Annotated in this window: 22 protein-coding genes; 9 read left to right on the top strand and 13 right to left on the bottom strand. The window is 60.4% G+C overall.

Annotation, left to right across the window (positions count from 1 at the left end):
* The first annotated feature begins 303 nt into the window (after positions 1–303).
* The gene (locus tag AC3WMV_RS12925; protein WP_103368465.1) at positions 304–1,512 is read left to right on the top strand and encodes an ammonium transporter; all 1,209 of its coding nucleotides are present in this window, start codon (positions 304–306) and stop codon (positions 1,510–1,512) included.
* Here AC3WMV_RS12925 and AC3WMV_RS12920 read toward each other — a convergent pair.
* Positions 1,509–3,221, bottom strand: coding sequence for a cation:proton antiporter (locus tag AC3WMV_RS12920; RefSeq protein WP_103368466.1), 1,713 nt, complete (start codon positions 3,219–3,221; stop codon positions 1,509–1,511). The genes AC3WMV_RS12925 and AC3WMV_RS12920 overlap by 4 nt on opposite strands.
* 201 nt (positions 3,222–3,422) lie before the next feature.
* Between AC3WMV_RS12920 and AC3WMV_RS12915 the strand changes: the two genes are divergently transcribed.
* The 3 genes from AC3WMV_RS12915 to AC3WMV_RS12905 all read left to right on the top strand — a co-directional run bounded on the left by AC3WMV_RS12915 (position 3,423) and on the right by AC3WMV_RS12905 (position 5,116).
* Entirely contained in the window at positions 3,423–3,659 is a 237-nt protein-coding gene (locus AC3WMV_RS12915; protein ID WP_103368467.1) for a glutaredoxin family protein, read from the top strand.
* Positions 3,660–3,826: 167 nt separating this feature from the next.
* Positions 3,827–4,144, top strand: coding sequence for a transcriptional regulator (locus tag AC3WMV_RS12910; protein ID WP_003226726.1), 318 nt, complete (start codon positions 3,827–3,829; stop codon positions 4,142–4,144).
* An 81-nt stretch (positions 4,145–4,225) separates the two neighbouring features.
* Positions 4,226–5,116 (top strand): pseudouridine synthase, encoded by an 891-nt coding sequence (locus AC3WMV_RS12905; RefSeq protein WP_103368468.1) that lies wholly within the window; start codon positions 4,226–4,228, stop codon positions 5,114–5,116.
* 76 nt (positions 5,117–5,192) lie between these two features.
* Here AC3WMV_RS12905 and AC3WMV_RS12900 read toward each other — a convergent pair whose 3' ends face one another.
* Both AC3WMV_RS12900 and mobA read right to left on the bottom strand, forming a co-directional pair.
* Entirely contained in the window at positions 5,193–5,414 is a 222-nt protein-coding gene (locus tag AC3WMV_RS12900) for a YgdI/YgdR family lipoprotein (protein WP_003226722.1), read from the bottom strand.
* A 78-nt stretch (positions 5,415–5,492) separates the two neighbouring features.
* Positions 5,493–6,095 (bottom strand): molybdenum cofactor guanylyltransferase MobA, encoded by a 603-nt coding sequence (gene mobA / locus AC3WMV_RS12895; protein WP_097088285.1) that lies wholly within the window; start codon positions 6,093–6,095, stop codon positions 5,493–5,495.
* A gap of 82 nt (positions 6,096–6,177) precedes the next feature.
* On the opposite strand from mobA, the gene moaB reads away from it, so the two are divergent.
* Positions 6,178–6,717: a molybdenum cofactor biosynthesis protein B gene (gene moaB / locus AC3WMV_RS12890; RefSeq protein ID WP_003226719.1), complete on the top strand. Its 540-nt coding sequence runs from the start codon at positions 6,178–6,180 to the stop codon at positions 6,715–6,717.
* Positions 6,701–7,927, top strand: a complete 1,227-nt coding sequence (locus AC3WMV_RS12885; RefSeq protein WP_103368469.1) for a molybdopterin molybdotransferase MoeA — start codon at positions 6,701–6,703, stop codon at positions 7,925–7,927. Before moaB ends, AC3WMV_RS12885 begins: the two co-directional genes overlap by 17 nt.
* Before the next feature lie 57 nt (positions 7,928–7,984).
* Here AC3WMV_RS12885 and AC3WMV_RS12880 read toward each other — a convergent pair whose 3' ends face one another.
* Positions 7,985–8,293, bottom strand: a complete 309-nt coding sequence (locus AC3WMV_RS12880; RefSeq protein WP_171061883.1) for a hypothetical protein — start codon at positions 8,291–8,293, stop codon at positions 7,985–7,987.
* Between the two features lie 318 nt (positions 8,294–8,611).
* Here AC3WMV_RS12880 and yegS point away from each other — a divergent pair, with 318 nt between their 5' ends.
* On the top strand, positions 8,612–9,529 hold the full coding sequence (gene yegS / locus AC3WMV_RS12875; RefSeq protein ID WP_103368470.1) for a lipid kinase YegS: 918 nt from the start codon (positions 8,612–8,614) through the stop codon (positions 9,527–9,529).
* Here yegS and AC3WMV_RS12870 read toward each other — a convergent pair.
* The 3 genes from AC3WMV_RS12870 to AC3WMV_RS12860 all read right to left on the bottom strand — a co-directional run bounded on the left by AC3WMV_RS12870 (position 9,513) and on the right by AC3WMV_RS12860 (position 12,024).
* Positions 9,513–10,172, bottom strand: a complete 660-nt coding sequence (locus AC3WMV_RS12870; RefSeq protein WP_007969079.1) for a response regulator — start codon at positions 10,170–10,172, stop codon at positions 9,513–9,515. The genes yegS and AC3WMV_RS12870 overlap by 17 nt on opposite strands.
* Positions 10,169–11,062: a sensor histidine kinase gene (locus AC3WMV_RS12865; protein ID WP_027613415.1), complete on the bottom strand. Its 894-nt coding sequence runs from the start codon at positions 11,060–11,062 to the stop codon at positions 10,169–10,171. The genes AC3WMV_RS12870 and AC3WMV_RS12865 overlap by 4 nt, the downstream gene beginning before the upstream one ends.
* A gap of 491 nt (positions 11,063–11,553) precedes the next feature.
* Positions 11,554–12,024: a hypothetical protein gene (locus tag AC3WMV_RS12860; RefSeq protein WP_027613414.1), complete on the bottom strand. Its 471-nt coding sequence runs from the start codon at positions 12,022–12,024 to the stop codon at positions 11,554–11,556.
* A 455-nt stretch (positions 12,025–12,479) separates the two neighbouring features.
* Here AC3WMV_RS12860 and AC3WMV_RS12855 point away from each other — a divergent pair, with 455 nt between their 5' ends.
* Entirely contained in the window at positions 12,480–13,415 is a 936-nt protein-coding gene (locus AC3WMV_RS12855) for a chemotaxis protein CheV (RefSeq protein WP_003226705.1), read from the top strand.
* 198 nt (positions 13,416–13,613) lie between these two features.
* Positions 13,614–14,420, top strand: a complete 807-nt coding sequence (locus tag AC3WMV_RS12850; protein ID WP_103368471.1) for an MOSC domain-containing protein — start codon at positions 13,614–13,616, stop codon at positions 14,418–14,420.
* A 71-nt stretch (positions 14,421–14,491) separates the two neighbouring features.
* On the opposite strand, the gene ppnP is transcribed toward AC3WMV_RS12850, so the two are convergent.
* From ppnP to atuC, 6 genes are all read right to left on the bottom strand, one after another.
* Positions 14,492–14,776, bottom strand: coding sequence for a pyrimidine/purine nucleoside phosphorylase (ppnP, locus tag AC3WMV_RS12845; protein WP_097088279.1), 285 nt, complete (start codon positions 14,774–14,776; stop codon positions 14,492–14,494).
* A 114-nt stretch (positions 14,777–14,890) separates the two neighbouring features.
* Entirely contained in the window at positions 14,891–15,433 is a 543-nt protein-coding gene (locus AC3WMV_RS12840) for a 3'-5' exonuclease (protein ID WP_103368472.1), read from the bottom strand.
* Positions 15,434–15,503: 70 nt separating this feature from the next.
* Positions 15,504–17,465 carry an acetyl/propionyl/methylcrotonyl-CoA carboxylase subunit alpha gene (locus AC3WMV_RS12835; RefSeq protein ID WP_103368473.1) on the bottom strand — a complete coding sequence of 654 codons (1,962 nt, stop codon included), beginning with the start codon at positions 17,463–17,465 and terminating at the stop codon, positions 15,504–15,506.
* A 110-nt stretch (positions 17,466–17,575) separates the two neighbouring features.
* The gene (locus tag AC3WMV_RS12830) at positions 17,576–18,373 is read right to left on the bottom strand and encodes an enoyl-CoA hydratase/isomerase family protein (protein WP_103368474.1); all 798 of its coding nucleotides are present in this window, start codon (positions 18,371–18,373) and stop codon (positions 17,576–17,578) included.
* On the bottom strand, positions 18,370–19,527 hold the full coding sequence (gene atuD / locus AC3WMV_RS12825) for a citronellyl-CoA dehydrogenase (RefSeq protein WP_103368475.1): 1,158 nt from the start codon (positions 19,525–19,527) through the stop codon (positions 18,370–18,372). Before atuD ends, AC3WMV_RS12830 begins: the two co-directional genes overlap by 4 nt.
* Before the next feature lie 30 nt (positions 19,528–19,557).
* The gene (gene atuC, locus AC3WMV_RS12820; RefSeq protein WP_103368476.1) at positions 19,558–21,174 is read right to left on the bottom strand and encodes a geranyl-CoA carboxylase subunit beta; all 1,617 of its coding nucleotides are present in this window, start codon (positions 21,172–21,174) and stop codon (positions 19,558–19,560) included.
* Between the last annotated feature and the right edge of the window lie 3 nt (positions 21,175–21,177).

The raw sequence follows: 21,177 nt of genomic DNA, 5'->3' as shown, positions 1-21,177 counted from the left end.
GTGGATCTCCGTAAGTGACGTCTGAAGCGTTCGAGTATGAGCCTTGCGCGAAGGTTCAGTACAAATGACTGGTACAGCTTTTGCTATGTCGTGGTGCGTCCTGCTGCCGCCGTGCGCTGTTGGCGGGCGTACATGCAGCAAAACCTTAACTCAAATAATCCTGGTTCGTGTCAGGACATCGACCTTGTGCGCCAAATCGGTTCATCGCAGCTTCATTGCGCAGACCGACCGGTCGCAACTTGGTGCATGAATTGTCCGCGCGAACCGCTTTGGTGCCTTTTTAGCCTTCAGGTCTGCCTCTTTATGGAAAATCTGCAAAGCGCTGTGGACACGCTGGTTCACAGCTCCAACACGTTGTTCATTCTGATCGGTGCGGTGATGGTGCTGGCGATGCACGCCGGTTTCGCCTTCCTTGAAGTCGGCACGGTGCGCCAGAAAAACCAGGTCAACGCACTGTCGAAGATCCTCAGCGACTTTGCCGTTTCGACCCTGGCCTATTTCTTTATAGGCTATTGGATCTCTTACGGTGTGACCTTCATGCAACCGGCGGCGGTGCTGAGTGCCGATCACGGATATGGGCTGGTGAAGTTTTTCTTCCTGCTGACGTTTGCTGCGGCGATTCCGGCGATCATCTCCGGCGGGATTGCCGAGCGCGCGCGCTTCGTTCCGCAGTTGTGCGCAACGGCGCTGATCGTGGCGTTCATCTACCCGTTTTTCGAAGGCATGATCTGGAACGGCAACTTCGGTCTGCAGGCTTGGCTGACGGCACGTTTTGGCGTGGCGTTCCATGATTTCGCCGGATCGGTGGTGGTGCACGCCATGGGCGGCTGGCTGGCACTGGCGGCGGTTTTGCTGCTCGGCCCGCGCAACGGCCGTTATCGCGAAGGGCGACTGGTGGCGTTCGCGCCGTCGAGCATTCCGTTTCTGGCGCTGGGCTCGTGGATTCTGATTGTCGGCTGGTTCGGCTTCAACGTGATGAGCGCGCAGACCTTGCAGGGCGTCAGCGGTCTGGTGGCGGTCAACTCGCTGATGGCCATGGTCGGCGGCACGGTGGCGGCGTTGATCGTCGGGCGCAATGACCCGGGCTTCCTGCACAACGGTCCGTTGGCCGGGCTGGTGGCGATCTGCGCCGGTTCCGACCTGATGCACCCGGTGGGTGCGCTGGTGACCGGCGCGATTGCCGGTGCACTGTTTGTCTGGTGCTTTACCGCCGCGCAAGTCAAATGGCGTATCGACGATGTACTCGGCGTCTGGCCGTTGCACGGTTTGTGCGGGGTGTGGGGCGGGATCGCCTGCGGCATCTTCGGCCAGACTGCGCTGGGTGGCCTCGGTGGCGTCAGCCTGATCAGTCAGTTGATCGGCACTGCGCTGGGTGTGGTGGTCGCGCTGATCGGCGGATTCGCTGTCTACGGCGTGATCAAAGCCTTGCACGGTCTGCGCCTGAGTCAGGAGCAAGAGTATTACGGCGCCGACCTGTCGCTGCACAAGATCGGCGCGGTCAGTCAGGACTAAGTTTCCTTGTCGTCGGTGCCGGGGTAAAAGCCATGCAACAGGCGATAGCGATTGATGCGCACCTGGTCGACTTTCTCCTGTACCTGATGAGCTGGCAGACCGAGCATGATCAAGGCGTGGGAGGCGAGCATCAGGCTCGACTCCAATAGCTCCGGCACCACTTCGGTGGCGCCGGCAGCTTTGAGTTCAGCCCATTGGCTGTCGTCGCGGGTGCGCACCAGAATCGGTATCCGCGCATTGAGCCGGCGCGCTTCCTTGAGAATCCGCAGGCTGACATCGCTCTGATCCACGGCGATCACCAGCAGTTTCGCGCGCAACAATCCGATGGCCGTCAACAAGTCACCGCGCGATGAGTCGCCATAATGCACATCACTTTCCTCGGACGCGGCTTCCTGCACGCGCACCGGATCGTTGTCCAACGCGATGTAAGGTTGATTGGCATTGCGCATGAAGCGGCCGATGGACTGGCCAACCCGCCCGTAGCCGCAAATCACCACATGCTGATCGAGGTCGGCGTTGAGCGCACTGATCTCCTCGATTTGCGCCTCCTGATTCGGCTTGCGATGCAGGCGCAGGGCAATTTTCGGTGCCCCGCGCAACAATAGCGGGGTCAGCAACATCGAGCAGAACGTCGCCGCCAGCAGCAGGCCGCCCAGCTCGTCAGGCAGCATGCGGTTTTGCTGCATCTGCGCCATCAATGCGAAGCAGAATTCCCCGCCCTGCGCCAACGCCAGGCCGCTGCGCCAGGCCGTTTCGTGATCGCTGCCGCGCCACTTCACCAAAAGCGCGACGACCGTGCTTTTGATCAGCATCAGGCCGAGGGTCAGGCCGATAATCAACAGGCTGTGACTGATGAACAGTTGCAGGTCGATCAGCATGCCGATGCTGACGAAAAACACCCCGAGCAGGATGTCGCGAAACGGCCGGATGTCGGCCTCGATCTGATGGCGATAGTGGCTCTCGCCCAGCAGCATGCCGGCCAGAAATGCGCCGAGGGCAGGGGACAGGCCCAGCAGGTGCGTCAGCCAGGCGGTCAGCAGCACAATCACCAGCGCCAGCAGGACGAACAATTCCGCCGAGCGCGAGGCCGCCACTTCGTGGAACAGTCGTGGCAGCAACCAGCGGCTGGCCAGCAGCAGACCGAAAAACAGCACCACGGTCTTTACCAGCGTCAGCGGCAAGGCCCAGTACCAGGCTTGCGCGCTGCTCCCGGCGAATACCGGCACCAGGGTCAGCAATAACACCGCCACCACGTCCTGAAACAGCAGAACCCCGACCGCGTTTTGCCCGTGACTGCTGAACACTTCGCCCAGGCTGCTCAACTCCTTGGTGACAATTGCCGTCGATGACAGCGACAGCCCGGCGCCAAGCAACAGGGCCGGGGTCACCGGCATGCCCAGCAGGATCAGCACCAATCCCAGTAACGCCGTGCTGAGCAACACCTGCTGACTGCCCAGGCGAAACACCACCTGGCGCAGCGCGATCATTTTCGACAGGGAAAACTCCAGGCCCAGCGAAAACAGCAGAAACACTACGCCCAACTCGGCCACGTCCGGCAGGTGCTCGCTCTCGTTGACCCAGTTGAACGCGGTCGGCCCCACCATCAGGCCCACGCACAGATAGCCCAGCACCGGCGGCAAGCGCAGGCGGCGAAACAGGGCAATCATCACCAGGGATGAGGCGAGGATGATCAGCAGGTTGGCAAACACAAGGCACTCCGATGTCAGGCTCAGGCTTCTCAAGCGTAGAGGCAAAAAGCCCGGGAGCATGGCCTGATTGGCTTTTCTCTGGACTGATTTGCGTCAGGGTTTTGCGTACTGGTTGCCGTGCTCGGGCCTTTGGGCGGCAGCGGCTCGACGGGTTTTCGAGGCAGGCCTAGAATGAACGCTCATTTTTCCGGTTGAGCGATCATGCCTCCTGAATGTCAGTTGTTCGGCACCTTGGGATGCCATTTGTGTGAGGTGGCAGAGGCCGAGTTGATGCCTTTTGTCGAGCATGGTCTGCTGGTCGAACTGGTGGATATTGCTGAGGATGAATCCTGGTTCGAGGCTTACAGCCTGCGAATTCCGGTACTGCGCCGAATTGACACCGGCGCGGAGCTGAGCTGGCCTTTCAGTGCCGATCAGGTGGTGGCCTTCCTGCGCTGAGCCTGTTTCTTCGTTGACGCGGCATGGCTTTCCGCCGGTCGCGACCGCGCATCCTTCCCTTGGCGTTTTGCGGATTATTCGGTTACTGTATGTGCATACAGTAATTGGATGGGCCTGCTGCTTTTGATGACTTGAGCAGGTGAATCCGGCAGTCAGAGGGACGAACCGTGGTCAATGTCGAACAGTTGAAGAACAGCGTGAACCGGATGTCGGTTGACGTGGTGCGCGAGGCCGTCCTCGAGTTGCGCCTGGACGGGCTGGTCACGGAGGGCAAGACGCCTTTCAACAAATTGCATTTCAACACCTGTTTTGCCGAGATCGAGGCGCTGTTCCAGCGTGCCGGTTATCACAAGCAACTGGATGTGGTCGGTTATCAGGGCCTGCTCTATGCCTTGTATGACCCGGGGCGCTGGGAGGCCGTCGATGTGCTGCGCTGGCTCAAGGAATTCACCGAAGCCGCCGCGCTCAAGTCGATCCCGGCCTGAAGCGGGCGGTGGAATCGGCGCTAGGTTCGTATCGCTCAGTGTTGGATAATGCCGACCTGCATTGAGGGTTCGAATTTCCGTATGTCCACACCAACGTTTTCCGCTGCGCAGAATCAGGCCAGCACCCTTTACCTTCCTCCGGGGAGTTGGCCTACGGTCCTTGATTGCCTGTGTGAGCATTTCAGTGCGATCAGTCGCGAGCAATGGCTGGACCGGATCGCCCGGGGCCGGGTACTGGATGGGCAGGGACAGCCGATTGCGCTGGATCTGCCGTACAAGGAAGGCCTGCGCATTCACTACTTCCGTGAAGTGCCGGATGAAAAACCGATCCCGGTGGTTGAGTCGATCCTGTATGCGGACGAACATCTGGTGGTGGCGGACAAGCCGCACTTCCTGCCGGTGACGCCGGCCGGCGAGTACGTCGAACAGACGTTGCTGCGTCGTCTGATCCGTCGCCTCGATAATCCGCATCTGGTGCCACTGCACCGCATTGACCGGCACACGGCAGGCTTGGTGATCTTTTCGGCTAACCCACAAACCCGCTCCGCATATCAGTCGCTGTTCCCTACGCGGCAGATCGATAAACGCTATGAGGCGATTGCCCGTGCGCTTCCGGCGCTCGAATTTCCCCTGGTACACAAAAGCCGTCTGATCGATGGCGAACCATTCTTCCGCATGCAGGAAGGGCCAGGCGTTGCCAATACGGAAACAGCGGTGGAAGTCCGGGAAAAGAACGGTGATCTGTGGCGCTACGGCCTGTACCCGGTGACCGGCAAGAAGCATCAGTTGCGGGTACACATGACCGCGCTGGGAGCGAGTATCTGCAATGATCCGTTTTACCCGGAGGTGCAGAAAGACGTTGAGGACGATTACGCCAATCCGCTCAAGCTGCTGGCGCAGGGGCTGCGGTTTGTCGATCCGGTGACGGGCGAGGATCGTGAATTCGAGAGCCGGATCACCCTGCAGTGGTGATGCCAGGCACTTTTCCGCGCCCATGAAAAAGCCCGCATTGATGCGGGCTTTTCTGTATCCGGTATCGACGTAAAGCTTACAGCTCTTTAACGGTACGAACCTGATCCTTGTTGATGCGGGTCTCTTTGCCGTCCAGTTGCTTGAACTCGTAGAAGCCCGAATCTTCATCGTATTTCGGGGTGTCGACGGCCTGGATTTCGCGACCGTCATTCAAGGTGATCACTGTTGGCGACGAGCAACCAGCGAGGGTAGCCAGGCCCAGTGCGAGCATGAAAGTGGCGAGGGTCCGTTGAGTCATGGGTGTGTCTCCGAATGGGAATACTTTTGGTTACTGAGCTTGAGACGTGTACAAGGCGTGAGAGTTCCTTGAATGCTGTCAGTCTGACACAGTGTTATGCGTATTTAACAGTTCGGGGGTGTTCAGGTTGGCCAGGCGCGGGTCATTGTCCGGGCATTGCAGGGCAGTCGCGCCGAGATTGCGCATGACCCGGCCGGGGCTGCGTTCACCGGCGTTCCACGCGGTTTCGAAGGCGGGCAACAGGGCGACGGGAATTACACACAGCAGGGGTTCCCAGTGGTCGTCGTGACGCAACATTAAAGGTTTTTCAGGAAACCGGTCGGCGGTTTCACGCATGTCCTGCAACAGCGCGGCGTCGATTCGCGGCACATCGCAGGGCAAGACCAGCAGGTGTGGCTGGCGGGCTGCCTTGAGTCCGGCGAGGATACCGGCCAGGGGACCGGGAAAATCGCCTTGCTCATCGCTGACCAATTGATCGGCGTAGGCGGCGTAACGCTCGTGATTGCGATTGCAGGAGATGATCAGATCGTCAGTCAGCGGTCGGACCTTGCGCTGCAAATGCGCAATCAGCGGCTCACCCTGCCATTCGACCAGCCCTTTGTCCTGGCCGCCCATGCGCTGGCCGCGTCCGCCTGCCAGGAGCAGAATGGAGCAGGGGGGCAATGGCGTATTCGAGGTCATGGCAGCTCTCCAGCGGGGCGGCGAAAAATTCAGGCGCTGTGATATAACACCGGGCTGTTTCTCCTACAACTGGACGAGCCTAATGAAAGCCAAGGCCGATGTACCTTTTGCGCCGCTGAACATTGCGGTGCTGACTGTCAGCGATACCCGAACCCTGGAAACCGACACCTCAGGCCAGGTCTTCGTCGACCGCCTGACTGCTGCCGGTCACCGCTTGGCCGAACGGGTCCTGCTCAAAGATGACCTGTACAAGATCCGCGCGCAAGTTGCCCACTGGATTGCCGAGGACGTCGTGCAGGTCGTGTTGATTACCGGCGGCACTGGTTTCACCGGGCGTGACAGCACGCCTGAAGCCGTGGCTTGTCTGCTCGACAAGCAGGTTGACGGCTTCGGTGAACTGTTCCGCCAGATCTCGGTGGCCGATATCGGTACTTCGACCGTGCAGTCGCGGGCACTGGCCGGTCTGGCCAATGGCACACTGGTGTGCTGCCTGCCAGGTTCGACCAATGCGGTGCGCACCGGTTGGGACGGCATTCTCGCCGAACAGCTGGATTCGCGGCACCGTCCGTGCAACTTCGTCCCTCACCTGAAACAGGCGGCGCCCTGTGAATCCCGTGGGTAAGCCGGGCAAGACCGGCAGCCTGATGCCTGTCGAGCAAGCGTTGGCCCGCCTGCTGGAGATGGCTGAAGCCTCGCCGATTGTCGAACGCGAGTTTCTGCCCTTGGCCGAAGTCGAGGGGCGGGTGCTCGCCGAGGACCTGGTTTCGACCCTGGACCTGCCACCCTGGCCAAATAGCGCCATGGATGGTTATGCCCTGAATCTGGCCGACTGGACCGGCGCACCGCTGCCGGTCAGCCAGAAAGTCTTTGCCGGGCAGGCGCCTGAGCCGTTGAGGCCCGGTACCTGCGCGCGGATCTTCACCGGTGCGCCAGTGCCTGCCGGGGCCGATTGCGTGGAAATGCAGGAGAATGCCGAGGTTCAGGACGACGGCAGCGTGCGTTTCATCGAAACCATGAGCGTCGGCCAGAACATTCGTCCGAAGGGGCAAGAAACCACCGTGGGTGAGTTGATTCTGGCTGCAGGTACCCGCCTGGGACCGATCGAACAAGGTCTGGCGGCGTCGCTGGGATGTGCCGGGCTGAATGTGGTACGCAAGGTCCGAGTGGCGGTGCTGTCCACCGGCGATGAACTCGTCGAGCCGGGCCGGCCGCTGGGGCCGGGGCAGATCTACAACAGTAATCGGGTGGTGTTGTGCAGTTGGCTGCAGCGCCTGGGTTGTGAAGTGATTGATGCCGGTATTCTTCCGGACGATCTGGCGACCACGCGGGCGCGCCTTGGCGACTTGCAGGGTGTCGACCTGATTCTCTCGACCGGAGGCGTGTCGGTCGGTGAAGCGGATTTTCTTGGCATCGCATTGCGGGAAGAGGGCGAGCTGGCGCTGTGGAAACTGGCCATCAAACCGGGCAAGCCGCTGACATTCGGTCATTTTCGCAAGGTGCCGGTCATCGGCCTGCCGGGCAACCCCGCTTCGACGCTAGTGACCTTTGCTCTGCTCACGCGGCCCTACTTGTTGCGGCGTCAGGGCGTACAGGATGTCGAACCCCTGAAGTTTACGATTCCGGCAGGTTTTGTCTGGCCTGTGGCCGGCAATCGGCGCGAATACCTGCGCGGTCGTCTCGAGCAGGGGCGGGCGATCATCTACCGCAATCAAAGCTCCGGTGTGCTGCGCAGCGCGGCCTGGGCGGATGGTCTGGTAGAGGTGCTGGAAGGCCGCACGCTGGTAGAAGGCGATGAGGTCGGGTTCATTCCCCTGAGCGACCTGCTCGGCTGATCCGCTTCCGGTAATTGCAGGCTCGACCGATACCGCGTCGATGCCTGCATTCCTCTGTCAATGGCTCATCAGTGTGACCAACTGATCGAACCGGCTGTTGGCAACCCATCCCAGCAGTCCCAGGACCACCGCCGTCGCACCCGCCGAATAGGCGAGACGGTGCTTGATGGTCTTTACATCCCCGCGAACTTCGTCCATGTCCCGACGAATGTATTTGAGGTGGGTTTCCAGTTCGGTCACGCGCGGTTCCATATCAACTTCTCCAGCGGTTCTGGCGTTCTTTCTGAAATCGGATTTGTGACTGGCGCGACTTTCGTCCAGAGGGGCAACCGGACTATTTGCAATTCTGGCTTCATGGCTTGGCATGGAAATGTCCATCGGCTGTTTCAAGTGTAAGCGCACCGGCCTTCCCGTCATCCAGACTGCCACCAGCTCCGAGGGTGTATCCAATCATTACCTGCACATCCTTGTGTTGTTGAATCGAAAATTGATACCACCTGCACAAGGTGAATCAAGGATCGTGTCCGGTCAATTGAGCCGATTCCTCACATGTTGTAAGAAAAAATACCGTCGCGTAGGACGCAACGGGTCAGTCGCTTGAATTAAATGGTGTTCCCATGGCTTTTTTGCCTGCACCAGTGGTCAAGATGTTTCATACCGATTCAATCTTGGGGAGTGACCGTAATGAGTGAACGCAGGGCGCTGTTGATTCTGCATGGCAAGCAGGCACTCAATGAGGCGGTTCGCGCCGCCGTCGAAGGCAAACGCAAGCAGGGCTGGGAATTGGCCGTACGGCTGACCTGGGAGGCCGGTGACGCTCAGCGTCTGGTGGAAGAAGCACTGGCGAGTGGCTTTCGGAAGATCATCGCCGGAGGCGGAGATGGCACGTTGCGCGATATCGCTGAAGCGCTTGCCGCGCATCCGGACGAGGCCAGTCTGGTGCTGTTGCCGCTAGGAACGGCTAACGATTTTTCCCGCGCGGCGGGGATCCCGCTGGATCCGGCCGAAGCACTGGAAATGCTGGACGTGCCACCGCGCAAGATTGACCTGGGCGAAGTCGGGGGGCAGATTTTCCTGAACATGGCGACGGGTGGTTTCGGCAGTCAGGTCACGGCCAATACCTCTGAAGATCTGAAAAAAGTGCTCGGCGGGGCCGCTTATCTGTTCACTGGTTTGTCGCGCTTCAGTGAGCTGCACGCGGCTTACGGTGAACTGCAAGGGCCGGACTTTCACTGGAGCGGCGAGTTGCTCGCATTGGGCATCGGCAACGGTCGTCAGGCAGGCGGCGGACACGTCTTGTGCCCGCAGGCACTGGCGGACGATGGTCTATTGGACATCAGTATTCTGCCGGCGCCACAGGAGTTGGTGGGCACGCTGAAGAACCTGCTCAGCGACGGCTTCGGCCTCGACAATATGTTTGTCCGGGCCCGTTTGCCCTGGGTCGAAATCAAGGTCGCCGAGGGGCTGAGCATCAACCTTGACGGCGAGCCGCTGGAGGGCGACAGCCTGCGTTTCGAGGCACGCCCCGCCGCCTTGCAGGTGCATTTGCCGGAGCATTCGCCGCTGTTGGGCGGCGCGGGTTCGATCAGTCGTCCAGACTGATGATCTGTTCGCGCACCGCGAACAGCACCAGACCCGCCACGTCGTAGATCTGCAGGCGTTTCATGATCTGCGAGCGGTGGGTCTCGACGGTCTTGATGCTCAGGCCCAGGCCGTTGGCGATCTCCCGGGTGGATTTGCCGCGTACGATCAACCGCAGGATTTCCAGCTGGCGTGCCGTCAGATTGTGCGAGTCGGCCACTTCCGGCTGGTTTTTCTGCGTGCGGGTCAGCGCCTGGTTGATCACGGTGTGGGCGATGGCCGGGCTCAGGTAGCGCTCGTTATTACGCAAGGCTTCGAGGGCGTGTTCAAGCTCGGTGGCCGTGGTGTCCTTGAGCAGGTAACCGTGCGCGCCGGACTCCAGCGCCTGCATGATCAGCGCCGGATCGGTGTGCATCGAGAGAATCAGCACCTTGCTTTGCGGGCGCACCCGCTTGAGCCGTTGCAAGGCTTCCAGGCCACCGGTTTCCTTCATCGAGATATCCAGCAACACGATGTCGGGCGCCAGTTGCTCGACCATTTCGAGCAACTGCGAGCCGTCGCTGGCTTCGCCAACGACCGCGTAACCGGGAATATCGAGCACCAGAGCGCGCACGCCGGCCCTGATCAGCGAGTGGTCATCCACCAGAAGTAAGTTACAAGTCAACGCATAACCTTATTCGTACTGGCCCGCTCGAGTGCACGGGGCGCCCAGGGGAATAGTGCTTCGATTTGAGTGCCTTTGCCCGGCTCGCTGATGACGTTCAGCGTGCCGCCCAACTGTTCGATCCTTTCGGCCATCCCGGCCATTCCGCGCTGTCCTTCCCGGCCCGGGTCCGCGGCAGGCGCAAAGCCTTGGCCGTCGTCGCTGATCAACAGCGTCAGGCCTTTTGGCAAGCGTTGCACGCGGATCAGCAGATTGCTGGCCTGCGCGTGACGCAGAATGTTGGTGACCGCTTCCTGGGCAATGCGAAAGGCAGCGACCGCCATTTCTTCCGGAATGCCATTGAGCCGTTGCTGGCAATCGAGGCTCCAGTGCACCGAGGTGTTCGCCAGGGTCTTGAGCAGGTGCGCGCGCAGACTGGCCTCCAGCCCGAGGCTGGTCAGTTGGCGGGGATTGAGAATGGCGGAAACGTCGCGCACCTTGTTGAGGGTTTCATCAAGGGTGTCGCAGAGTGTCGAGCATTGCGCTTGCAAGTCGGCTGGCAGGCGTTTTTTCAGCCATTCACTTTGCAGCTTGGCCGCTGTCAGTAACTGGCCGATATCGTCGTGCAGTTCACGGCTGAGACGGTGGCGTTCGTTTTCCTGGACTTCCAGCAAACGGTCGGCGAGTTCCTGAGGCTGAAACTTGATCGATTTGCGCGACAGTCGATATTGCACCCAGACACAAGCAGTGGCGGCAATATTCAACAGCAGCAGACCCAGTGAGAGCGGAGCAGACAATCCGTAGGTCAGCAGGCTGCCAGCGGCGGCGATGACACTCAATATGAGAGTGAACCGGCGTGCATTTTCCCGGGACGGTGGCCATTTGATGATTGACTTGAGGCTGGCGTACATAACGGATGGAGCCAATGGATGTTCGCTACGGGCAGACCGGCCGGTGGCTGGCGGATCTCTGTCTGAAAATGCTGTCAATTATGTTATTGATTTTAACGAAGTACAGTGAACGATATTCGACCATCAAGTTCGTTGGATGACAGTCGCTGAATCACTGTGCCATTAGTTGAAAGCAACTAACGGTCGGCATAATACCACTTAAGATACCGTTGGTCGCGTTTGCCATATATGTCCAATGAGTCAGGAAATACGCCATGTTGGACGTGAGTTCCATTATGGAAAATGTCGTTTTATTGTGCTTGGTAGAGATCCGTGCGGTTCGAAGTTGATCGTTACACAGACACAGGCAAACCCTGAGGCCGCGGCAGAATATCCGCTGGTGTCAGGTGTGATTATTTAATTCGAATTGTCGCTGGCAGGTATGAACTATTCAATTGCGACATTCAGCGATTCCCGTCTTCAGCCTGGATTTACGCTTTGAATGCGGCGGATCACGCCTGACGCTCGGAATAAGACAACAGCGAAAGCGGCTGAGGCCGGAGCGGTGGCTTGAACTGGCTCTGACCGACCTGAAACGCGAACGCTTCGATCAGTGAGGTTTGTTCGCTTCCATCCAGGCTCAATTGGCCGGTATTGTGATCGACCAGTTCAATCTGCCAGGCCATCAGGGTGAAACAGTCCTGCAGCGCATTCAGCGCCTGTGCGTGCAGATCGATATGATCCGGCGCGTGGTCGAGCAGGCTGTGAATATGCAGGGAAAACTCGGAGATCGCCTCCAGTGCCAACGCTTCAGCCCGGCTCGCCAGTTTAAGCAGGGTGTTGCGCATGCAGTCGATGGCATCTTTGTCGTTGCTGATCAATTGCAGGTGGCTCAGGCACTCTTCGGACTTGGCCAGGAGTGTTTCAGCTTCGACGAGGAATTCGGGAAAGCGTTGCGCCCAGTCTTTACGGTCGATTGGCATGCTTATCTCCACAGCGTCATGTCTGATGAGGGAATGCCGTGTGTGTCGACGTTCGTGGATCGTCGGGAGATCGCGCCCCACCGTGCAATTGCACTGGCTGAGGTTTTCCAGAGGGTGGGGTTCCACTGACCTGCGATCGCACACAATAGCCTGACTCCGTTCATGCAATGAGAATGGCGTCACATTAATGGCTATTGGATATTGCGAACATCAGGTTGGGCCTGATTGTTCCTAGGGGATTCCCTTACGCGCGGGAACCTGTGGCGCAAACTGTGGTCGCGCCAGAAGAGAATGTAGCAGATGAAAACACCGGGTCAGTAAACCATGATGTTAATGTGACATCAATGCCCGTGTGTGGCATTTTGATGGTGAATTTTGTGGGATCAAGAATCGCCATAAACAGCCGATAACCCCACTTAGTAGTGAATTCATCAGAACAAGCCCAGGAGTCATTGATGGCCGGCATTCTCGACACGGTAGACCAACGCACGCAACTGGTGGGTGAGAATCGCCTGGAAATTCTCATGTTTCGACTGGCCGGACGCCAATTGTTCGCGATCAACGTGTTCAAGGTTCAGGAAGTTCTGCAACTGCCGAAGTTGACCCTGATGCCGCAGCGCCACCCGTTTGTCTGCGGCGTGGTCAACCTGCGTGGGCAGACGCTGCCGGTGATCGATCTGTCTCAGGCGATCGGCATGCGCCCGCTGGTGCCGGGCCCGAACAGCACCATCATCGTCACCGAGTACAACCGTTCGGTGCAGGCTTTCCTCGTCGGTGGCGTGGATCGCATCGTCAACATGAACTGGGAAGCCATCCTGCCGCCACCGACCAGTGCTGGCCGCCAGCATTACCTGACTGCGATCAGCAAGGTTGACGATCAACTGGTGGAAATCATCGACGTCGAGAAAGTCCTCGCCGAAATCGTCCCGTACAACGCCAAGGTCTCGCGTGACAAGCTCGATGATCCGGTGCTGGAGCGTGCCCGTGGCCGCGAAGTGCTGCTGGTGGACGACTCCAACGTGGCGCTTTCGCAACTGCGCGACACCCTCGGCCAGCTCGGGGTGAAAATGCACATTGCCAGCGACGGTCTGAAGGCGCTGAACATGCTCAAGGCCTGGGCCGATACCGGCGTGAACATGACCGACAAACTGCTGATGGTGTTCACCGACGCGGAAATGCCGGAAATGGATGGCTATCGTCTGACCACCGAGATCCGCAACGATCCGCGTCTGCGTGGCCTGTACGTGGTGTTGCACACTTCACTGTCCGGCAGTTTCAACGACTCGATGGTGAAGAAGGTCGGTTGCGACAACTTCCTCTCCAAGTTCCAGCCGGACAAACTGGTCGATGTGGTGCGTCAGCGTCTGATGCTCGATGAAGTGCCGGCCTGACGAAAACCTGTAGCGAGGGGATTTATCCCCGATGGACTGCGCAGCGGTCCCGCTTCTTGATTCATGTGGGGCCGCTTCGCGCCCCATCGGGGATAAATCCCCTCGCCACAAAGTTATCTTCCAGGTGGCGTGCATCTGCCTTTGATTCGCCGATAAAGCTCGTATAGGGTGGCTTTTTTGCCCACCAGGGAGCTGGCCATGCTGCGTCTGAGCGCGCTTTATCGTTATCCGTTGAAATCCGGCAAACCCGAGATTCTGCAATCGATTGGCCTGGACAAACTGGGCCTTGCAGGGGACCGACGCTGGATGCTCGTGGACGAGGCCAGCGGGCGCTTTCTGACCCAGCGGGCCGAGGCGAAACTGAGCCAGTTGTCGGCGCTGTGGAATGCGCAGGGCGGTCTGACCCTGAGTGCCCCCGGGCTTGCCGCGCTGGACGTGCCACTGCCCGAGGCCGATTCCGACCTGCGCGGTGTGACCATCTGGCGTGACACACTGCGGGTTCCGGATGCCGGTGATGAAGCCGCCCGTTGGGTCAGCGATTTCATCGGCAAGCCGACGCGTCTGGTGCAGGTGCCGCTTGATCGCGCGCGCATGACGCAGGCCGGTTATGGCCGTGAGGACGATCAGGTCGCGTTCGCTGACGGTTTCCCGCTGTTGCTGATTGGCGAAGCGTCACTTGAGGATCTGGTGCAAAAGGTCGGACGACCGCTGGAGATGCTGCGCTTTCGGCCGAATCTGGTGATCGAAGGCAGCGCGGCGTTCGCCGAGGACGGCTGGAAGCGCATTCGTATTGGTGACGTCGAGTTCCGCGTGGTGAAGCCTTGCTCGCGCTGCATTCTGACCACCATCGATCCGCAAACCGGCGAACGCAGTGCTGATCGCGAACCGCTGGCAACCCTGCAGAAATACCGTGCGCAGGCCGATGGGGCGATGTTCGGGCAGAACCTGGTCAATGACAGCAATGGTCAACTGGAAGTCGGAATGCCGGTGGAAATCCTCGAGTAACCGAGGCCAGAAATGAAAATGCCCGTGTCCATGGACACGGGCATTTTTTTGCACCGGGAAAAACCGTGGGCTTAGCCGCGGTATTCGCACAGGTAAGCAGTCTCAACGGCGACTTTCAACTGGAACTTGCTGTTGGCCGGAACGTTGAACTGGCTGCCGGCGGCGAAGGTTTCCCAGTCGCTGCTGTCCGGCAGTTTGACGGTCAGCGCACCGGAGACCACGTGCATGATCTCGCGCTGAGCGGTGCCGAATTCGTATTCGCCCGGGGCCATGACGCCGATGGTCGCCGGACCTTCAGCGGTGCCAAAAGCGATCGACTTGACGGTGCCGTCGAAGTACTCGTTGACTTTGAACATGGGCGATTCCTCTCGAAAAGGGCAAAAAAGGGCTAAAAAGGGCTGGCCAGTATGCACAAGGCTCCCGGCGCCGTCACCTGCCCGGGGCGTGTCCGGCGAGTTCTCGCCCTGACTTCAGAGTGGCAAGACCAACGGCAGCAACCGCGCGGTATTGCGCGCATCTTCCAGGGCTCGGTGCTGTTGACCGCTGAACTGCATGCCGGCCAGTTGCAGCGCACCGTTCAAGCCCAGCGGTCGTTCCAGGCGCCGGGCCTTGGCGAAGCGCTGCTTGAGGTTCATGTGCGGCACCCGGCTCAACAGGCTGTCGAGTTGCAGGCGCTGCCATTCCTGGAGCAACTGCTTGCGGTCGTAATCGCCCCAACTGGCCCAGCCTTCGAGGCGCGCCTGGTGTTGCCCGAGCCAGCGTTCGAAGGCCGGCCAGACCTCGTTCAACGGCTGCGCGGCGTCGATGTTGGCCTGGGTGATGTGCGTGAGCTCACGGCAGAACGGCGTCAGCAACGGCCGCCGGGTCGGTTTGACGAACCGCTGAAAGTGATCCTGCTCGCGACCGGCACGGTCGACCAGCGTCGCGCCGATTTCGATGATTTCCATTTCCGTAACCGGCCAGCCACCTTCATCTGTGGTGGCTTCCAGATCAATGACCAGCCAATGGGGCATCGCAGGTTTCCTGATTTACGCGTCCTGATAGATCAGAGCGTAGTCAAACCTTGCGTTTGCGCCTGGCGACTCACTCGACCTGCAACAGAACCTGACGATTTTTTACCTGATCGCCGACCTTGACCTGCACCCGCTTGAGCACGCCGTCGATGCCGGCCTTGAGCGGGTGCTCCATTTTCATTGCCTCCAGCACCACCAGCAACTGACCCTTGCTGACCGGGCTGCCTTCGCTGACCAGCACGTCGACGATGGCACCGTCCATCGGCGCTTTCAGTGTGCCGGAGCTGACGCTGCTCTGACTGCTGATCAGCGCATGAGTTCGATCCTCCAGGCGCAGGTTGCCGGGGTGGGTGAACAGCCAGAGTTCTTCGCCATCGATCCGGTAGGCGTGACGCTGGCGCAGGCCGTCGACTTCCAGTGTCACCGCGCGCTCGTCGCAATTGATGACGGTCAGTACCAGTGCGCGCTGCATCACGTTCACGGTGAAGCGGCCAGCGCCGTGCGCAAGCAGTTGCACGGTCCAGTCCTGCTGTTCAAGCCCGAGGCGGTAATCGAGCGGCGCGCCGACATTGTTGCGCCAACCCTTGAGCGGCGCACGATGCACCTGCGCGCCAGCCTGATAAAACAGCACGGCGGCGATGGCCAGCTCCTCGGCAGTGGGGGCGTAAGTGTGCAGGCATGGGTGGTCAGTGAAATGCTGAGCAATGAACGCGGTACTGAACTCGCCGCTGATGAACTGCGGATGCTGCAGCAGGCTGACCAGCAAACGCTGGTTGTTCTGAACGCCGAGCAGCACGCTGTCCTGCACCGCGCGCAGCAGCTTGCGCCGTGCCTCTTCGCGGGTGGCGCCGTGGGCGATCAGTTTGCCGAGCATCGGATCATAAAACGGGCTGATCGACTGACCTTCGAGCACGCCATGATCGATCCGCGCCCCCGGACCCAACGCCGGTTCCCAGGCCTGTACACGACCGGTCTGCGGCAGGAAATTCTGCGTCGGATCTTCGGCATACAGACGCACTTCCATGGCGTGGCCGTTCAGCGCGACCTGATCCTGAGTCAACGGCAGCGGCTGCCCCTCGGCGACGGCCAATTGCCAGGCGACCAGATCCTGCCCAGTGATCAGTTCGGTCACCGGATGCTCGACCTGCAGACGGGTGTTCATTTCCAGAAAGTAGAACTGCCCACGGGCATCGAGCAGAAACTCGACGGTGCCGGCACCGACGTAATTCACCGCTCGTCCAGCCTTCAATGCCGCTTCGCCCATGGCCTGGCGCAACTCGCGGGTCATCACCGGGCAGGGTGCTTCCTCGACGACTTTCTGATGGCGGCGCTGCACCGAGCAATCGCGCTCGCCGAGGTAGATCAGGTTGCCATGGCTATCGCCGAACAGTTGTACCTCGACGTGCCGTGGTTCGATCAGCGCCTGTTCGAGGATCAGTTCATCACTGCCGAAACCGTTCAGCGCTTCGGAGCGGGCGGTGCGCAATTGCGCCGGCAATTCCTCGCTGCTGTGCACCAGACGCATGCCGCGTCCACCGCCGCCAGCACTGGCCTTGATCATCAGCGGGTAGCCGATGCGCTCGGCTTCACGCAACAGAGTGGCGTCGTCCTGCGCGGCGCCTTGATAGCCGGCAATACACGGTACGCCTGCTTCGAGCATGGCGATTTTCGACAGGCGCTTGCTGCCCATCAGCTCGATGGCCTCGGCGCTGGGGCCGATAAAGGTCAAGCCGACCTCAGCGCAGGCGCGGGCGAATTCGGCGTTTTCCGAGAGAAAGCCGTAGCCTGGGTGGATCGCGTCGGCACCGCTGCGGCGTGCGGCGTCAAGGATCGCCGGGATGTTCAGATAGGACTGTTGCACCGGTGCGGCGCCGATGTTCACCGCTTGATCGGCCATCTGCACGTGCAGGGCATCGGCGTCGGCATCGCTGAATACGGCGACGGTGCGATAGCCGAGGGCCTGGGCGGTGCGCTGGATGCGGCAGGCGATTTCACCGCGGTTGGCGATCAGGATTTTGTGGATGGCGGGCATGGCTGTTCCCTCGGAATTTGCGGTGTCGGTGCTGGCCTCTTCGCGAGCAAGCCCGCTCCCACATTTTGGAATGCGTTCCGTCTGTGGGAGCGAGCCTGCTCGCGAAGCTTTTAAGGGGCCCATCGCGGTTTGCGCTTTTGCACGAAAGCCATGGTGCCCTCGATCCCTTCGGCCCCGGTCACCGCTTCGCTGAACCACCGCGCCGCTTCATCCAGCAATTCACTCGAAGGCTGCCCGGCACTGGCGAGCAGCAGCTTTTTGGTCGTCGCATTCGCTTCGGGCGCGCAGCACAAAACATGGTCGAGCACTTCGTCGAGGCGTTCTGCCAGTGCCTGCGGATCCTGCTCGACGAAATGCACCAGCCCCAACCGCCGCGCCTGATGACCATCGAAACGCGCAGCGGTCAGTGCCAGTCGGCGGGTCTCGGTCAGGCCGATGCGCTGCACCACGAACGGAGCGATCTGCGCTGGCAGCAAACCGAGGCTGGTTTCCGGCAGACCGAACTGCGCCTGATGATCGGCCATAGCAATATCGCTGACACATGCCAGCCCGAAACCACCACCGAGCACTGCGCCCTGTAAAACGGTGATCAGCACTTGTGGTGCATCCTGAGCTTCTTGCAGCAGAGCTCCAAAGGCGCGGTTCAACTCGCGGTAAGCGTCGGCCCCTTGGGCACGGGCATTGGCCATGTCCTTGATGTCGCCCCCCGCACAGAAATGCCCACCGGCACCGCTGAGGACCAGAGCGCGAACCCCGCGGTCATCGCGCACCGCCGCCAATACCGCGCGCAGTTCGGCGACCATTTGCAGGCTCATCGCATTGCGGCTGTCCGGGCGATTGAGGGTGATGTGCAGCACGCCGCCGTGCATTTCCAGCAGCAGAGTCTGACAGTCGGGCAGGGGGCTCATTTCTTTTTCCCCGGCAGGATGCCCATCAGTTTGCAGATGATCCCCAGCATGATTTCGTCGGCGCCGCCGCCGATCGAAACCAGCCGCACGTCGCGATAGGCGCGGGCCACCGGGTTGTCCCACATGAAGCCCATGCCGCCCCAATATTGCAGGCAGCTGTCGCTGACTTCACGACCGAGACGGCCGGCCTTAAGCTTGGCCATCGACGCCAGACGCGTGACGTCCTGACCTTTCACATATTGCTCGGTGGCCTGATAGACCAGCGCTCGCAGGCATTCGATTTCGGTCTGCAGTTCGGCGAAGCGGAAGTGGATCACCTGATTGTCGATCAGCGCGTTGCCGAAGGTCTTGCGCTCCTTGCAGTACTCGATGGTGCTGTCGACGCAATATTCCAGACCCTTGATCATGTTCGCCGCGCCGAACAGGCGTTCTTCCTGGAACTGCAGCATCTGCATCATGAACCCGGCGCCTTCGTGGCCGATGCGGTTGCGCTGCGGCACACGCACGTTATCGAAAAACACCTGGGCGGTTTCCGAGCTGCGCATGCCGAGCTTGTCCAGGTGCGAGCTGAGGCTGATGCCCGGGGTGTTCATCGGCACCATGATCAGCGACTTGTTGATGTGCGGCTTGTCGTCCGAGGTGTTGGCCAGCAGGCAGATGAAGTCGGCACTCGGTGAATTGGTGATCCACATCTTGCTGCCGTTGATCACGTAGTCGTCACCGTCCTTGCGCGCGCTGGTCTTGAGTCCGGCGACGTCGGAGCCGGCACCGACTTCCGAGACGCCGATGCAACCGACCTGCTCACCGGTGATCGCGGGGCGGAGGAATTCGTCGCGCAATTCATCGGAGCCAAAGCGGGCCAGCGCCGGGGTGCACATGTCGGTCTGCACGCCGATCGACATCGGAATACCGCCGCAATGAATGGTGCCGAACTCTTCGGCGGCGACAATCGAATAGCTGTAGTCGAGGCCCATGCCGCCGAATTTTTCCGGCTTGGATATCCCCAGCAGTCCGAGGTCGCCGGCCTTGCGGAAAATCTCGTGGATTGGAAAGCGTCCGGCCTTTTCCCATTCATCGACGTGCGGGTTGATCTCGTGCTCGACGAACTGGCGGACGGTGCGGCGCAGTGCTTCGTGTTCCGGGGTGAAGATCATTTTTATTGTTCTCCTTGGGATCCGTGGCAGTCAGAAGCGGCTGACGCCGAAGCTGTTGGGTTGCAGCGTGCGGATGTCGGCTTCGTGGCAGATATCCAGCAGGTAACCGAGCAGGGTGCGCGTATCGCGCGGGTCGATCAGGCCGTCATCCCACAGGTTGGCGCTGCCGTAGAGCGCGGTGGACTGGCTGTCGAGTTTCTGCGCGGTGACCTGTTCGAGCATGTCGAGCATTTTCGGATCCGGCACCAGGCCTTCCTTGAGCTGTTTGGCCTCGGTGACGATGCGCAATACCTTGCCGGCCTGCGCGCCGCCCATCACCGCGGTGCGGCTGTTGGGCCAGGCGAAGATGAAACGTGGATCGAGACCGCGTCCGCACATCGCATAGTTGCCGGCACCGTAGGAGCCACCGACGACAATCGTCAGTTTAGGCACTCGCGCATTGGCCACCGCTTGAATCAGTTTCGAGCCGTGTTTGATCACGCCTTGCTGCTCGGACTCGGTGCCGACCATGAAACCGGTGGTGTTGTGGAAAAACAGCAGCGGCGTCTGGCTCTGGTCGCACAGATGAATGAACTGCGCGGCCTTGCTCGCCCCGGCCGGCGTTATCGGGCCGTTGTTGCCGATCAGGCCGCAGGCGCGACCGTGGATTTTCAACTGGCCGCAGATGGTTTGCTGATCGAACTCGCCCTTGAATTCGAGAAACTCCGATTCATCGGCAATCCGTGCAACGATTTCGCGCACGTCGTAGGGCTTCTTAGGGTCGTCGGGAATCAGCCCGAGCAGCTCGTCGATCGGGTACAGCGGCGCCTTGTATTGCGGCTCCGGCAGCCACGGCAGTTGCTCGTTCCACGGCAGCATGCGCAAGATCTCGCGGACCAGGCGCACGCCGTCGGCATCGTTCTCGGCCAGATACTCGGCGGTGCCGGCGACCTGCGCGTGCATCTCGGCGCCGCCCAGCTCTTCATCGGTGGCGACTTCGCCGGTTGCGGCTTTGAGTAGCGGCGGCCCGGCAAGAAACAGCTTGGCCTTGCCGCGCACCACCACCACGTAATCCGACAGCCCCGGTTGATAGGCGCCACCGGCCGTCGCCGAGCCGTGCACCACGGTAATTTGCGGCAAACCCATGGCCGACATCCGCGCCTGATTGGCAAAACTGCGTGCGCCTTCGACGAATATCTCCGCCGCATAATTGAGGTTGGCGCCGCCGCTCTCTGCCAGAGTGATCACCGGCAGTTTGTTTTCCAGGGCGATCTGTTGCAGCCGCAGGGATTTTTTCAGGCCGGTGGGGGAGATCGTGCCACCCTTGATCGCGCTGTTGTTGGCCACCACCATCGCCCGGATGCCGGACACGTAACCGATGCCGGCGATCAGGCCGCCACCGGCAGCGCTGCCGTCCTTGTCGTCGTGCAGCTTGTAGCCGGCCAGACTCGCCAGTTCGAGGAACGGCGCACCGGGGTCGAGCAGCAGGTTCAGGCGTTCGCGGGGCAGCAGTTGCCCGCGCTTGTCGAATTTGCCCTTGGCTTCGGCAGCCTTGTTCAGCAGGTTCTGTTCCAGTTGCTGGACTTGCTCGATGGCCGTGAGCATCGCCGCGCAGTTGCGCGCGAAAGCTTCACTGTGCGGATCGAGTTGGGACTGGATCTGCGGCATGGC

Source organism: Pseudomonas sp. FW305-3-2-15-E-TSA4, assembly GCF_058787295.1.
This window is presented reverse-complemented; position numbering and strand designations above follow the sequence as displayed.

Excerpts from the sequence above, each read along its gene's own strand:
- atuD (WP_103368475.1), bottom strand. The coding sequence starts at position 19,527 with ATGATCTTCACCCCGGAACACGAAGCACTGCGCCGCACCGTCCGCCAG.
- mobA (WP_097088285.1), bottom strand. The coding sequence starts at position 6,095 with ATGACCTCGAATACGCCATTGCCCCCCTGCTCCATTCTGCTCCTGGCA.
- ppnP (WP_097088279.1), bottom strand. The coding sequence starts at position 14,776 with ATGTTCAAAGTCAACGAGTACTTCGACGGCACCGTCAAGTCGATCGCT.
- AC3WMV_RS12835 (WP_103368473.1), bottom strand. The coding sequence starts at position 17,465 with ATGCCCGCCATCCACAAAATCCTGATCGCCAACCGCGGTGAAATCGCC.
- moaB (WP_003226719.1), top strand. The coding sequence starts at position 6,178 with ATGAAAGCCAAGGCCGATGTACCTTTTGCGCCGCTGAACATTGCGGTG.
- AC3WMV_RS12905 (WP_103368468.1), top strand. The coding sequence starts at position 4,226 with ATGTCCACACCAACGTTTTCCGCTGCGCAGAATCAGGCCAGCACCCTT.
- AC3WMV_RS12865 (WP_027613415.1), bottom strand. The coding sequence starts at position 11,062 with ATGTACGCCAGCCTCAAGTCAATCATCAAATGGCCACCGTCCCGGGAA.
- yegS (WP_103368470.1), top strand. The coding sequence starts at position 8,612 with ATGAGTGAACGCAGGGCGCTGTTGATTCTGCATGGCAAGCAGGCACTC.
- AC3WMV_RS12850 (WP_103368471.1), top strand. The coding sequence starts at position 13,614 with ATGCTGCGTCTGAGCGCGCTTTATCGTTATCCGTTGAAATCCGGCAAA.
- AC3WMV_RS12900 (WP_003226722.1), bottom strand. The coding sequence starts at position 5,414 with ATGACTCAACGGACCCTCGCCACTTTCATGCTCGCACTGGGCCTGGCT.
- atuC (WP_103368476.1), bottom strand. The coding sequence starts at position 21,174 with ATGCCGCAGATCCAGTCCCAACTCGATCCGCACAGTGAAGCTTTCGCG.
- AC3WMV_RS12915 (WP_103368467.1), top strand. The coding sequence starts at position 3,423 with ATGCCTCCTGAATGTCAGTTGTTCGGCACCTTGGGATGCCATTTGTGT.
- AC3WMV_RS12830 (WP_103368474.1), bottom strand. The coding sequence starts at position 18,373 with ATGAGCCCCCTGCCCGACTGTCAGACTCTGCTGCTGGAAATGCACGGC.
- AC3WMV_RS12840 (WP_103368472.1), bottom strand. The coding sequence starts at position 15,433 with ATGCCCCATTGGCTGGTCATTGATCTGGAAGCCACCACAGATGAAGGT.
- AC3WMV_RS12880 (WP_171061883.1), bottom strand. The coding sequence starts at position 8,293 with ATGCCAAGCCATGAAGCCAGAATTGCAAATAGTCCGGTTGCCCCTCTG.
- AC3WMV_RS12925 (WP_103368465.1), top strand. The coding sequence starts at position 304 with ATGGAAAATCTGCAAAGCGCTGTGGACACGCTGGTTCACAGCTCCAAC.
- AC3WMV_RS12860 (WP_027613414.1), bottom strand. The coding sequence starts at position 12,024 with ATGCCAATCGACCGTAAAGACTGGGCGCAACGCTTTCCCGAATTCCTC.
- AC3WMV_RS12855 (WP_003226705.1), top strand. The coding sequence starts at position 12,480 with ATGGCCGGCATTCTCGACACGGTAGACCAACGCACGCAACTGGTGGGT.